The sequence below is a fragment of the Pseudomonas putida genome (genome assembly GCF_002741075.1).
In the GTDB taxonomy this organism is placed as follows: domain Bacteria; phylum Pseudomonadota; class Gammaproteobacteria; order Pseudomonadales; family Pseudomonadaceae; genus Aquipseudomonas; species Aquipseudomonas putida_T.
Genome location: NZ_CP016634.1, coordinates 1,817,872 through 1,831,094, shown reverse-complemented (window position 1 = coordinate 1,831,094; position 13,223 = coordinate 1,817,872). Strand labels below are relative to the sequence as shown.

Sequence of the window (13,223 nt, the reverse complement as noted above, 5' to 3'; positions counted from 1 at the left end):
GCGGGCTCCGGGTAGGGTCAGCGGGGTGTGGCGCGGCCCATCGCTTGCCCTGTGGAAGCGGCCGTGCGGGGCGACAAGGCGCGAGCCCCTAGGAATAGATGCGTCAGGCCGAGCTTAAAGGCCGCAGTCGCAGCGGTTCTTGTCTGCCTGTGCCAGCGTCCATGACCCAGGCTGCCAGCCTGGGATCGTCCATGAAAAGTACAATTCGAGCTGCGGAAGGTGCATTTTCAGCGCCTGCGGATGGCTCCCATACTGGCCCGGCATTCATCAGCGAGACGCCACTGCTCGCCAAGGTCCAATAACAATGAGCCAGACCATGAAAAAGCCAAACTCCCTGCTGGAAGACCTTAAGCCGCTGCTGCCCGCCATCGCCGCCAATGCTGCCCAGGCCGAGCGTGAGCGCACTGTGCCTGCTGAAAACATCGCGTTGCTCAAGGGCATTGGCCTGCACCGGGCGTTTCTGCCCAAGCCCTATGGAGGCCTGGAGATCAGCCTGCCCGCGTTCGCCGAGTGCATCGCGACCTTGGCCGGCGCCTGCGCCAGCACCGCCTGGGCCATGAGCCTGCTGTGCACCCACAGCCATCAGTTGGCGATGTTCTCGGCCCAGTTGCAGGAAGAAATCTGGGGCACCGACCCGGATGCAACCGCCAGCAGCAGCATCGCTCCGTTCGGCCGTACCGAAGAGATCGACGGTGGCGTGCTGTTCAGCGGCGAGATGGGCTGGAGCAGCGGCTGCGACCACGCCGAATGGGCGATCATGGGCTTTCGCCGGGCCAATGACGAAGGCGGGCAGGACTACTGCTTCGCCGTGTTGCCACGCAGCGACTACCAGATCCGCGACGATTGGTATGCCGTGGGCATGCGCGCCAGCGGCAGTCGCACCCTGGTGGTGGAACGCGCCTTCGTGCCCGAGCATCGTATCCAGAAGGCCAAGGACATGATGGAAGGCAAGTCCGCAGGTTTTGGCCTGTACCCGGACAGCCAGATCTACTTCAACCCGTATCGTCCGTATTTCGCCAGCGGGTTCTCCACGGTCAGCCTGGGAATTGCCGAGCGCATGCTCGAGGTGTTCCGCGACAAAACCCGCAACCGCGTACGCGCCTATACCGGAGCCGCGGTCGGTGCGGCGACACCAGCGCTGATGCGCCTGGCCGAGTCCACCCATCAAGTGGCGGCGGCGCGTGCCTTGCTGGAAAAGAGCTGGGAGGAAATCGCCGACTTCAGCGCCCGTCATCAGTACCCGACTCGCACGCAACTGGCGTTCTGGCGAACCAATCAGGGCTACGCCACCAAGCTGTGCATTCAGGCGGTGGATCGCCTGATGGAAGCCGCCGGCGGCGGCGCCTGGTTTGAGAGCAATGAGATGCAACGGCTGTTCCGCGATGCGCACCTGACCGGTGCCCACGCCTACACCGACTACGACGTCTGTGCGCAGATCCTTGGCCGCGAGTTGATGGGCCTGGAGCCGGATCCGGCGATGACCTGAGGGGCCATGCCCACGCAGTGACGGATGCGACCCATTCGCGGGTAAACCCGCTCCCACAACTCATCACAGGCCCCTGTGGAAGCGGGTTTATCCGTGCATGGGCCGACGCCCCTCTCAAAACAACAACAGGAGCCTTGCATGTCCACTCCGTTCGATGCCCGCGCCTTTCGTCGTGCTTTGGGCAACTTCGCCACTGGCGTCACCGTGATCACCGCCGCCGATGCCAGCGGTCGCAAGGTTGGCGTCACCGCCAACAGTTTCAACTCGGTATCCCTGGACCCGCCTTTGATCCTCTGGAGCCTGGACAAACGCTCCAGCAGCCATGCCGTGTTCGAGGCCGCCGGCCATTTTGCCGTGAACGTGCTGGCTGCCGATCAGATCGACCTGTCCAACACCTTCGCCCGCCCCAGCGAAGACCGCTTTGCCGGTATCGAGCATGAACTGGGTGAGGGCGGTGCGCCCTTGCTGCCCGACTGCGCGGCGCGCCTGCGTTGCCAGAAGTACCAGCAACTGGATGGGGGCGATCATTGGATCATGATCGGCAAGGTGCTGGCCTTCGACGACCTTGGGCGCTCGCCGTTGCTGTATCACCAGGGCGCTTACTCCATGGTGTTGCCGCACACCCGCATGACCCGTCGAAGCGAGGGGCAGCCGCCGAGCAGTCACTTCCAGGGACGCTTGCAGCACAACCTGTACTACCTGATGACCCAGGCGCTGCGCGCCTATCAGGCCGGCTACCAGCCACAGCAACTGGCCACCGGGCTGCGCACCAGCGAGGCGCGCATGCTCATGGTGCTGGAGCACGACGCAGGCCTGGCATTGCCTGAATTGCTGCGTGAGGTGGCGATGCCCGAGCGGGAAATCGTCGAGGCCATCGCCAACCTGTCGCGCAAGGGGTTGGTCACCGATGACAACGGCCGGGTGTGCCTGACCGACAAAGGCCGTGACGAGACCGAAGGGCTGTGGAGCCTCGCCCAGGCTCAGCAGGACCGGGTGTTCGGGCAGTTCAGCGCTGAGCAGTTGGCAACGTTCAAGACGGTGCTCAAGGCCGTAATACAAGGCTAATGGGCTGCAGCGCAGCCCCGGCGAGGGTGCTGGCAGCCAGCAACAAACCCCACGGCAGCCAGCGTCAAGACCGGCGCCGGCCACTGGCGCACAGTGCCAAGGCAGGCTGGGCGATCGCGGGCACTTGCGATACGCCTGGCTTGCGGGCATTTTCTCCCTCGTCTAGCCAGGGCACTTCCCATGACAATCAACAATAAGCTCACTGAGCACCTCAACCGTGGCAGCGTCGGTTTCCCAACCGCGTTGGCCAGTACCGTCGGCCTGATCATGGCCAGCCCGGTCATTCTCACCGCGACCATGGGCTTCGGCATCGGCGGCAGCGCCTTCGCCGTGGCCATGGTGATCGCTGCGCTGATGATGCTCGCGCAATCCACCACCTTCGCCGAGGCGGCGGCGATTCTGCCGACCACCGGCTCCGTCTACGACTACATCAACTGCGGCCTGGGGCGTTTCTTCGCCATCACCGGGACCCTGTCGGCCTACCTGATCGTGCATGTCTTCGCCGGCACCGCCGAGACCATCCTTTCGGGCGTGATGGCCCTGGTGAACTTCGAGCACCTGAACACCTTGGCCGAATCGGCGGGTGGTTCCTGGCTGCTGGGGGTGGGCTTCGTGGTGGTGTTCGGGGTGCTCAACGCATTCGGGGTGAGCGCCTTCGGCCGCGCCGAGGTGGTGCTGACCTTCGGCATGTGGACCACCCTGATGGTGTTTGGCGTGCTTGGCTTGGTGGCCGCTCCAGCCGTGGAGCTGGACGGGCCGTTCGGCGTATCGATGGTCGGTACCGACCTGCTCACGGTGCTGTCACTGGTGGGCATGGCCATGTTCATGTTCGTTGGCTGTGAATTCGTCACCCCACTGGCGCCTGAGCTGCGTCGTTCGGCCTGGGTGATGCCCAAGGCGATGGCCCTGGGCCTGTTCGGTGTGGCCAGCTGCATGTTCATCTATGGCGCGGCCATGAAACGCCAGGTGGAAAACGTGGTGCTCGACGCCGCCAGTGGCCTGCACCTGCTCGATACGCCCATGGCGATTCCGCGTTTCGCTGAGCAGGTGATGGGCGACATCGGCCCCATCTGGCTGGGCATCGGCTTCCTGTTTGCCGGTGCCGCCACCATCAACACCCTGATGGCCGGCGTGCCGCGCATCCTCTATGGCATGGCCGTGGATGGCGCGCTGCCCAAGGTCTTCACCTACCTGCACCCGCGCTTCAAGACACCCTTGGTGTGCATCCTGGTGGTAGCGCTCATCCCGTGCCTGCATGCCTGGTATCTGGGCGGCAACACCGACAACATCCTGCACCTGGTACTGGCCGCCGTATGCGCCTGGAGCACGGCCTACCTGCTGGTGACCCTGTCAGTGGTGATCCTGCGTATCCGCAGGCCCGACCTGCCACGGGCCTATCGCTCGCCACTGTTCCCGCTGCCGCAGATCGTTTCGAGCATCGGTATCGTGCTGGGCATGTGGTTCATCACCCCGCCAGGCATGGACCCGGCCGATGTCTACGTACCCTTCGCGGTGATGCTGGGCGGCACTGCGGCCTACGCGCTGTTCTGGACCCTGTGCGTGCAGAAGGTCAATCCGTTCAAGCCGGCGCGGGTCGAGGATGTACTGGAGAAAGAGTTCAACGCCGAGCCCGGCCACACCCCATCCCAACAGGTGCGCCATGTCAGCGAGCTGGCTTGAACGCCTCACCGGCCCGCGTGCGCCGGCCGGCTACCGACCCGGGGTGACCCTGGGTCATCTGCAGCGCAACCTGGGCCTGGATGATTTCAGGTGCCTGGAGCCTGGCCTTGCGCAGTTGACCTACCGCAAGGATGGCCCCGCTGTGGCGGTCAGCGAACGCACCGAAAGCCACCTGCTGATGCACCTGGTGATGTGCGAGTTCAGCCTGCGTGTGCCGGCCAGGCAACCGGGAGCGCTGTGCCTGGAAGTGCGGCACAGCGGCGTGGTGCGGCGGACCGGCCTGGTGTGTCGGCTGCGCGAAGGGGATCGGGCACGCTTCGAGACCTTCCAGCGCCGCATCAGCACCGACGAAGCACTGCGCTCGGCGCTGATGCCGCTGGACTTCAAGCGCCTGCTGCTGGAGTGCCGTAACGGCCAGTGGCACGTCACCCTGGAGCACATGGGCGGCAGTGAAGTGGTCAACCGCATGCCTGCGTTCCGGCGCTACATCCCCCTCGGCGCCGATCAGCGCAGCCACCTCTGGCGAGCCTTCGACGCGCTGGAGCAGGCCTTGCGCGAAAGCTGAGGGCTGCTGCGCTCGCCAACCATTCCTCTACACGTGAACGATGACAGTTGTGCGCTCATTGATAACATGTTAACAATTGGCGCATAACTACAAATGCTTCGCGTGTGGAGGCCTCCATGCCCAATGCTCAACCCACCCCTGCACTCAGCAACGACGGACTGGATCGTTGGACCACGGCCATGCAGCAGGTCTGTGGCCGCTTCGAGACGGAGCTTGCGTTCAATCGCTCGCTGTTCATCGGCGAGATCTCGACCTGTTCCCGCGCTGGCCTGCCCTTGGCCAACCTGCGCACCAACGCCGGCAACATCCGACGTCTGGGCGATAACGCCGACTGCGATGACGATCAGCACTGCTTTTTGGTCAGCCAGCGTACCGGGTACTCCCAGGTGACGCAGGATGGCGTCAGCATCCAGCTCGCGCCAGGCGAGTTGCTGCTGATGGATTCGGTGGGGCCGTGTGAAATCACGCCGTTCGGGTTGATCGAGCACGTCTCCCTGTCGTTGTCCCGGGAGCAGGTACGCCGTCACCTGCAAGGCCAGGACGCATTGTTCGGCAAGATCTCCTCGACCAACGCCTGCGGGCGCATGCTGCACCTGTTGATGGACCAGTTGTGCCGCGAAGGCGACGAGGGGGCCGTGCCCAGTACCCAGGGTGATGCCTTGCAAGCGGCATTCATCGCATTGCTCGAACCGGGCTTCGAGCGCAACGAGGGCGGGCCTTGCGACCTGGCCGGCCTGAGCGGCGCGAACCTTCGCAGCTATGTACAGAAGGTCATCGACGAGTCCCTTGGCGAGCCGGGGCTTACGCCGTCGAGCCTTGCCAGCCGCCTGAGCATTTCGGTGCGCCACCTGTACCGATTGTTCGAAGAAGAGGGCGACAGCGTCTGCCGCTACATTCAGCGCTCACGCCTGCGGCGCAGCGCCGATGACCTGTCCAACCCGTTCCTCAGGAGCGAGTCGATCACCTCGATCGCCTACAAATGGGGGTTCACCGACTCGGCGCACTTCAGCCGTTCGTTCAAGAAACAGTTCGAGCAGTCGCCCAAGGACTACCGGGCCATGGCCCTGTTTGCCGGGCGGTAGGTGGTCGCTCCCACAGGGTTCATGCACACCTTGTAGGAGCGGCCTTGCGCCGCGAGAGGGCTGCCTGGCAGCCCCAACGCTCTTCAGCGCAAACGCCCGGCCAAAGCCTCCACATACTCCGCCAGGAACCGTCCATGGGCCGCCCCTGGCTGCTGCGACTGGATGAACCCCAGCATCGGGTCTTGCACCGCCGTGCGCACGCCCACCAGTTCCTCGATCGCCGCCAGCCCACAGAACGGCACATAGGCTTCCGAATAGCCTCCTTCATGCACCAGCACCAGGCGCCCGGCGCAATGCCGTTCGGCCGCCTCGCGCAGCAAGGCAGTCATGGCACGGAACGAATCGCTGTGCAGCAGCATGCGGGCCAAAGGGTCTACCGCGTTGGCATCGTAGCCGCAGGCGACCACGATCAGCTCGGGGGCGAAACGCTCCAGTGCCGGCAGCACGATCTGTCGCATCGCTTGCAGATAGGCATCGTGACCACTGCCAGCCGGCAGCGCAATGTTCAGGTTGAAGCCTTCGCCCGCTGCCTGGCCGCGGTCCTCGGCGCCGCTGTAGCCTGGCGGGTAGCAGTGCTCCTGGTGCAGCGAAATGGTCAGCACGTCGCTGCGTGTTTCGTAGATCGACTGGGTTCCGTTGCCGTGATGCACGTCCCAGTCGATCACCGCCACCTTGCCCAAACCATGCCGTGCCTTGGCCGCTTCGATGGCAATGGGAATGTTGGCCAAAAAGCAAAAGCCCATGGCCTGATCGGCCAGGCAGTGGTGCCCAGGCGGGCGCGATAGCGAGTAGGCATTGTCGGCCTCACCGCGTAGCACGGCGTCCACTGCAGCGATGGCAAGGCCTGCCGAGCGCTTGGCGATTTCATAGCTGCCGGGGCCGACCGGGGCCTGCGGCCCAAGCTCGCCACCGCCGGCATCGCTCAGTGCCTTGAAGCGTTGCAGGTAGGCCTGCGGATGAACCCGCAGCAGGTCCGCTTCGTCGGCGGCCGGTGCGCTTTGTTGGAGCAAGGATTGGCTCAGACCAGAGACATCCAGCAGGTTCTTCAGGCGGCGCTTGGTTTCCGGCGACTCGGCGAAGCCAGCTGCGGCAGGGGGCTGCACCCAGCCGCCCACGGGCAGGGTCAAGGCATGCATGCCGGCGCTGTGCCAGAAGCACAGCTCATCGAAGAAGAACGCGGTACGACGGGTCATGGGTGTACTCCAGTGGTGACGAGAAAGCGGGAACGGCGGGTGATCATCAGGGCGATGAAGGCCAGCAACAGGCAGCAGGCGCTACCGATCAGGACACTGCGCATGCCCAGGCCCGCCTCCAGCGCAGGGCCGGCGATGGCCGGGCCCAGGGCCAGACCACCGCCGATGACCAGGTTGGCGCTGTTCATCAGCCGGCCATGCCGGTCGAGGTCGGCCAGGCAGGCCAGGATGAAAGGCAACACGAAGGTCCAGCAGAACTTGAACAGCAGGGCAGCGCCGGCGAAACGCAGCAGGCTCGGGGTGTCCAGCAGCAGGCACAGCGCAGTGCTCATCAGCCCAAGGCCCAGCCCCAGCAGCAGGTTGCGCGGCCAGCGCGGACCGATCAGCGTGGCGCACAGGGCGCCGGCGATACCGAGCAAGGTGGCGATCGACAGGATCCGACCGCTGTCGGCAGGTTCGATGGCCGAAGTGGCGGCGACACTGCCGATGAATGTCCACACCGCACTGAGGCCGGTGTAGAACACCAAAACCGCGAACAGCCCGCACAGACCGGCTAGCCAACCTTGGCCGATGGGGTGGGGCGGTGCATGCCGGGTGGTGCCCGCATGGCCGGTACTGAACGCGCCGGCCAGCGGCAGACACAGCAGCATCAGCATGGCCAGCCCGAGGTAAAGGGCTTTGAGCCCGAAGCTGGTGAATAAGGGCGGGAGCACCCACAGCCCTACCGCGCCGAGAATCAGTTGCCCGCCGACCCACAGCCCGTAGACGCGGTCTGCCTGCGGGCTTTGTGCTGCACTGGCGATGCACACCACCATCAGGCTGCCGCCGGCCAGGGCGCTCAGCGCGCGCAAGGCCATCAGCGTGGCGTACTGGTCGGTGAAGGCGCACGCCAGGTTGGCGCCGATGAACAGCAAGGCGGCGCCACGGACCACCTGGCGCCAATCCCAGCGTGATTGCCAGTAGTAGGCGGGCAGCGTGGCCAGGCTCATGGCGGCCAGTTCGACGGAAAACAACTGGCCGATCCGGGCCGGGCCCAGGCCAAGTTGCGCGGCGTATTGGGTGGCGACGGCAGGTGCGGTCATCAGCACGCACGGCACCACGGCTGCAAACAGTACGATGGCCAGCAGGCGCAAGGGGGCGAGGCCGATTGCAGGAAACAGGGTCATGGCGCATTCCTCAGAAGACGTGGACGAAACGCAGCAGCAGGTTGTCCTGCGCGTAGGCGTTGTCGGTCGATACGTTGCGGGTCAGGCCCAGTAGCACCTGGTTGCGTGAGTCGAGCCAGTGGCCGAGTTCGAAACCGGCCTGGGTGTAGCGCTGATGAGTGTCGTCCAGACGTTGGCCGTCGAGTTCCAACTCGCCGCCATCGGCATGGATCAGGCGCAGGGCGCCGTAGGTGGTGGGGGTGAAGTCGTAGGAGGCGAATGCCTGCAGGCGGTACAGCGGCTTCTGCTGCAGATCGGCGCCGAGATAGTCGTCGTTCTTGTCGTACAGCTGGGCTTCAAGGTTGGCTTCGAGCAGCCAGCGCTCGCCGACGCCTTGGGTGTAGTTGTAGTTCAGGTGCAGTGCCCAGCGGTTGGCACCGGGCGACACGCCTGGATGCTGGCTGTGGTACTCGCCCACCGGCACGCTGAGCAGGGCCAACAGACCGCTGTAGGTGCGGGACTGCGGGTCGTTGATGAAAAACAACGTGCCGCCGACCTGCGGGTCGCCCACGCCGCGCTCGCGCTGATGTTCGCTGGTGCCGGGCAGGCGCGCTTCGGTGTCGACGTAGGGCACGATGAACTGAGGCGTGCAGAGGGTGCCGCAGATGTCGCTGAACCACAGCTGGCGGTAGGCGAAGGCGTTGACCGAGAGGTCCGCCTTGCCGCTGTCGTCACCCGCCCCGTGATAGTCGCCGGAGCGGGTCAGCGGCAGGTACGCAACCCCGAGGCTGGTCCCCACCGGCGCTGTGACGAAGTCGCGGGCGTTGAGGTCGGCGGCGTGGGTGTCTGGCCAGGCCAGGGCCAGGGGAAGCAGTAGCGCGTAGGTACGGCGGTGATGCATGGGGCTGTTCCTTTGTTGTTGTGATAGGTGAACGGCAGGCAAAGCATCCCCATACCCGCCATGTGACATAGCGGGGTGAGGTGGGTCAGGGTTGGGTCAGCTGGGTGGGTGGTGGAGCCGTTGGGTGATACCGGCTTTGCTGTTGACGCCCAGCTTGGTGTAGATGCTGCGGATGTGGTGGCGCACGGTGTTGGGGGCGACGCCGAGCTGGCGGGCGATTTCTTTGTAGGTGTCGCCGGCGCCGAAGCGCTCGGCCACATCGGCTTCGCGGGCACTGAGCAGGCTCAGGACCGAACGGGGGCGGGCGGTCAGCAGGAACAGATCGCCTACGGCGGTGGAGTCCAGTTGCAACTGGCGGCCGCGGTAGCTGTCTGGGCTGACCTGCTCAGGCAGGTGCGGTCCGCTCCAGTCCGGCCACTCCAGCAGCAGGCGCTCGACGAAGCCGCGCTCGGCGCAGTGCAGCGTGCCCTGGCGGTCGCACACGGCCAAGGCCAGGGTGTTGGCACCGTCGAGTGCCTCGCGCAGCGCGACCAGGGCGCGAATCTGGTTGGCGCCCTCGGCGGCCACCAGATGCGGCATCAGATGATCCAGCAGAAAACACTCATGAGCGGTGAACGCAGTGGCGCCCATGGCCCGATAGAGCGTCAGGTGCACGCTGAGCTGGGTCTGCGGGTCGATGTGGATGATGCACAGGAATTCGCCGAACCCGTGTTTGGCACCCAGCCAGCGCAGGCCGGCAGGTGTTTCCCTGGCTTGGCTGTCGACGATCACCGTGCGTCCGGGGCAGGCGTGGACCAGTCCAACGGTGGGGTCTTGGTCACGGATCGACTGCCAATCCTGCAGGTATTCAGGCGGCAGGCCAAAGACATGGCTGCTGTGCTCATCGGGCAGACCATCGATCAGCGCGGCGCGGCCCCACCAGGCCGTGTCGAACGGGATCAGCGCCCGAACCCGATGCAGGATCTGGTCATGGAAACGCGACAACGGCTGCTCCTGGGCCAGGCGCTGCACTTCCAGCACCAGGGCGTTGAACAGCGTGAAGCCGGGAGAGGCGAGAAAGTCGGTATTGGAGCTGCACATAGGCGGTACCTGGCTGGGACGTTCTTGTTGTTGTCAGGGCCTGTGAAGAAGTATCGCCAGCTCGGCAGGTCAGGGCCATCCTGCAAATGCAGGATGCAGTGACGCCGCGTTCCCAAGGCTGTCATGCACGAAGCTGTGGGAGCGGGTTCACCCGCGAATGCGTCGGTGAAGGCACTGACGCTTTCGCGGGTAAACCCGCTCCCACAGGGGAGGCGTGGAGGCTGTTGCTGATGATGAGCAGCGGGGATTGCGATACGGGATGACGCTGCCCCAGGTGTTGTCGCGTACAAAACTGTGGGAGCGGGTTCACCCGCGAATGCGTCGGTGAGGGCACTAACGCTTTCGCGGGTAAATCCGCCCCCACGGGAGAGGCGTCGTAGGGGTCAGGCTACCGCCAGGTAGTGCTTGACGAAGGTCTCGCTGAGCACTTCCCAGAGCACAGGGGTGCCCTTGGTAACGAACCAGGCATCGCCGGCTTTGTAGCGGGTGACCTGGCCAGTGGACTCGTCGGTGAGCTGGATCTCGCCGGTGACGATCACTGCCTGCTCGCTGAACGGATAGACCATGCGGAACTTGCCGCGGGTGGTGCCGAAGTAAGCGCTGCTGACCGGGTCGGTCGGGGCGCCGTGGGTCATCTTGCCGTAGCACTTGACCTCGCCTTCGAGAATGGTCGAGCCCAGGTCGGCAACGGTGCCCCAGGCGTCGAGTTCGGACAATTGCACGCCCTGGCGGACAGCGGTAAGGGTCATGAGAGGATCTCCAGTGGTTGAGAGTCAGTGGTCAACGACGGCCGTTGAAGAAGCCCGACAGCTGATGCACGGTCTTGCCGGCGGTCAGCAGCAATGGGCGGATATGGTCCTTGCCGAGGATGCGCGCGTGCTTGACCGAGCTGATCAGGTCGTAGCGCGACGAGCCTTCGTGCATGCCTTCGGCGAGAATCTTGCAAATGATGTGGCTGGGGGTGACGCCAAAGCCCGAATAGCCCTGCACGTAGAAGGCATTGGGGCGGTTGCTCAAGGTGCCGATCTGCGGGAACAGGTTGGCACTGGTGGCCATCGGGCCGCCCCAGGCCAGGTCGATGCGCACGTCCTTGAGGTACGGGAAGATCTTGAGCATGAGGTTGCGGTTCCAGGCTTTGAGGTCCTGGGGAATGTGCTCGACGAAGGGCGTGGCGGCGCCGAACAGCAAGCGGTTCTCACGGGTCACGCGGTAGTAGTCGATCACCGGGCGGATATCGCTGTAGGCGCCGCGGATCGGGCTGATGCGTTGGATGAGCTCATCCGACAACGGCTCGGTCATCATCTGGAAGGCATAGGTGTTGATGGTCTTGGCGTGCAGTTCAGGCTCGAGCTTGTTGAGGAAGCTGTCGCAGGCCCATAGCAACTTGCTGGCCTTGACCGAGCCTCGCCCGGTACGCACGGTGATGCGCTCGCCGTACTGCACTTCCAGTGCCGGGCTGTGTTCGAAGATACGCGCGCCATGGCCGACCAGCGCCTTAGCTTCGCCGAGCAGCAGGTTGAGCGAATGCACGTGACCGCCACCCATGTGCAGCAGGGCGCTGCTGTAGGCGTCCGAGCCGATGATCTGCTTGACCTCCGAGCCGCCCAGGAAACGGATCTCGTCCTTCTGGTTGATGGCCTTGAAGTCTTTTTCCCAGGCGCGCAGGGTCTTTTCCTGGCGGGCATTGAAGCCCATGTAGCCATAACCGTGGCAGAAGTCGGCATCGATGGCGTAACGGGCGATGCGCTCCTTGATGATGCCGGCGCCCAGCTCGCTGATCTCGAAGATCTCGCGCAGGCCTTGCTCGCCGACGCTGGCCTTGATCTTCTCCAGGTCATGACCGATGCCGGCCATGATCTGCCCGCCGTTGCGCCCGGTACCGCCGAAGCCCAGATAGCGGGCTTCGAGTACCACGACGTTGGTGATGCCTTTTTCCGCGAGCTCCAGGGCCGTGTTGATGCCGGAGAAACCGCCACCGATCACCACCACGTCGGCGTCGATGTCGCTTTCCAGGGTCGGGAAGCTGAGGTTGTACTTCTTGGTGGCCGTGTAATAGGTCGGCGTTTCGATGTTGATCATGGCGCAGCCTGGACAGTTGGAATTATTGATGTGGGCTTGCTTGAGCCGTTGCGCGATAGACGTATTGAGCGCCTAACGACCGGTAGGTGTCTTGCCTGTGGCTGCCGCGCTTTTGACGCTGGCTGCCGGGGGCTGGGTAGCGGGGTTCAATAGACCCCGCTGGGTGCGGGGCTGACAGCCCCTTCCTTGAACGCGCCCATCAGCGCCTGCAATCCGCGCATCAGGACGGTGGTATCCACGCCGACGGCCACGAAGGCGGCGCCCAGCTCGATGTAGCGGCGAGCCAGCGTCTGGTCGGCGCTGAGAATCCCCGCGGCCTTGCCGGCGTCGCGAATCCGTACGATGGCGTCCTCGATCGCGGCCTGCACCTCGGGGTGCCCGGGATTGCCGCGATGGCCCATGGCCGCGCTGAGGTCGGCCGGGCCGATGAACACCCCGTCGACACCTTCCACCGCGCAGATCGCATCCAGGTTGGCCAGGCCTTCGCGGTTCTCGATCTGCACCAGCAGGCACATCTGGGCGTCGGCGTGGTCGAGGTAACCGGGAATCGTGTTCCAGCGCGAGGCCCGCGCCAGGGCGCTGCCCACACCGCGCACGCCGCTCGGCGGATAGCGCATGGCGCTTACCAGTTGGCGGGCCTGATCGGCACTTTCGACCATCGGGACCAGCAGGGTCTGGGCTCCGACATCGAGTAGCTGCTTGATCAGCGCTGTCTCGCCGATCACCGGGCGCACCACCGCCTGGCTGGGGTAGGGGGCGATGGCCTGCAACTGGCCAAGCAGGCTGCGCAGGTCATTGGGCGCGTGCTCGCCGTCGATCAGCAGCCAGTCGAAGCCGGCATTGGCCGCCAGCTCCGCGCAATATGGGTCAGCCAGCCCCAGCCACAGGCCGATCTGCGTTTCGCCGCGTTGCAGGCGCTGCTTGAAGGTGTTGATGGGCATGTCCAT

Annotated in this window: 12 protein-coding genes; 5 read left to right on the top strand and 7 right to left on the bottom strand. The window is 64.8% G+C overall.

All coding sequences use genetic code 11. From position 1 onward, the window contains the following. Positions 1-316 precede the first annotated feature (316 nt). The 5 genes from IEC33019_RS08490 to feaR all read left to right on the top strand — a co-directional run bounded on the left by IEC33019_RS08490 (position 317) and on the right by feaR (position 5,878). On the top strand, positions 317-1,486 hold the full coding sequence (locus IEC33019_RS08490) for a p-hydroxyphenylacetate 3-hydroxylase oxygenase component (protein WP_070092921.1): 1,170 nt from the start codon (positions 317-319) through the stop codon (positions 1,484-1,486). 138 nt (positions 1,487-1,624) lie between these two features. Next, positions 1,625-2,551: a p-hydroxyphenylacetate 3-hydroxylase reductase component gene (locus IEC33019_RS08485; RefSeq protein WP_070092922.1), complete on the top strand. Its 927-nt coding sequence runs from the start codon at positions 1,625-1,627 to the stop codon at positions 2,549-2,551. Positions 2,552-2,731: 180 nt separating this feature from the next. Next, a complete protein-coding gene (locus IEC33019_RS08480) occupies positions 2,732-4,231 on the top strand; it encodes an APC family permease (RefSeq protein ID WP_070092923.1) in 1,500 nt (499 codons plus the stop codon). Then, complete coding sequence (locus IEC33019_RS08475) at positions 4,212-4,796, top strand: DUF3156 family protein (RefSeq protein ID WP_070092924.1); 585 nt, start codon at positions 4,212-4,214, stop codon at positions 4,794-4,796. The genes IEC33019_RS08480 and IEC33019_RS08475 overlap by 20 nt, the downstream gene beginning before the upstream one ends. 116 nt (positions 4,797-4,912) lie before the next feature. Further along, positions 4,913-5,878 carry a transcriptional regulator FeaR gene (gene feaR / locus IEC33019_RS08470; protein WP_099593322.1) on the top strand — a complete coding sequence of 322 codons (966 nt, stop codon included), beginning with the start codon at positions 4,913-4,915 and terminating at the stop codon, positions 5,876-5,878. An 83-nt stretch (positions 5,879-5,961) separates the two neighbouring features. Here feaR and IEC33019_RS08465 read toward each other — a convergent pair whose 3' ends face one another. The 7 genes from IEC33019_RS08465 to hpaI all read right to left on the bottom strand — a co-directional run bounded on the left by IEC33019_RS08465 (position 5,962) and on the right by hpaI (position 13,223). Continuing rightward, a complete protein-coding gene (locus IEC33019_RS08465) occupies positions 5,962-7,071 on the bottom strand; it encodes a class II histone deacetylase (protein ID WP_070092925.1) in 1,110 nt (369 codons plus the stop codon). Continuing rightward, complete coding sequence (locus IEC33019_RS08460) at positions 7,068-8,237, bottom strand: MFS transporter (RefSeq protein WP_070092926.1); 1,170 nt, start codon at positions 8,235-8,237, stop codon at positions 7,068-7,070. The genes IEC33019_RS08465 and IEC33019_RS08460 overlap by 4 nt, the downstream gene beginning before the upstream one ends. Before the next feature lie 10 nt (positions 8,238-8,247). Further along, entirely contained in the window at positions 8,248-9,117 is an 870-nt protein-coding gene (locus IEC33019_RS08455) for a transporter (protein WP_070092927.1), read from the bottom strand. A 96-nt stretch (positions 9,118-9,213) separates the two neighbouring features. Beyond that, the gene (locus IEC33019_RS08450; protein WP_099593319.1) at positions 9,214-10,197 is read right to left on the bottom strand and encodes a helix-turn-helix transcriptional regulator; all 984 of its coding nucleotides are present in this window, start codon (positions 10,195-10,197) and stop codon (positions 9,214-9,216) included. A 383-nt stretch (positions 10,198-10,580) separates the two neighbouring features. Beyond that, positions 10,581-10,946 (bottom strand): cupin domain-containing protein, encoded by a 366-nt coding sequence (locus IEC33019_RS08440; RefSeq protein WP_070092929.1) that lies wholly within the window; start codon positions 10,944-10,946, stop codon positions 10,581-10,583. Between the two features lie 31 nt (positions 10,947-10,977). Next, positions 10,978-12,276: an NAD(P)/FAD-dependent oxidoreductase gene (locus tag IEC33019_RS08435; protein WP_070092930.1), complete on the bottom strand. Its 1,299-nt coding sequence runs from the start codon at positions 12,274-12,276 to the stop codon at positions 10,978-10,980. A gap of 146 nt (positions 12,277-12,422) precedes the next feature. Next, complete coding sequence (hpaI, locus tag IEC33019_RS08430) at positions 12,423-13,223, bottom strand: 4-hydroxy-2-oxoheptanedioate aldolase (RefSeq protein ID WP_070092931.1); 801 nt, start codon at positions 13,221-13,223, stop codon at positions 12,423-12,425.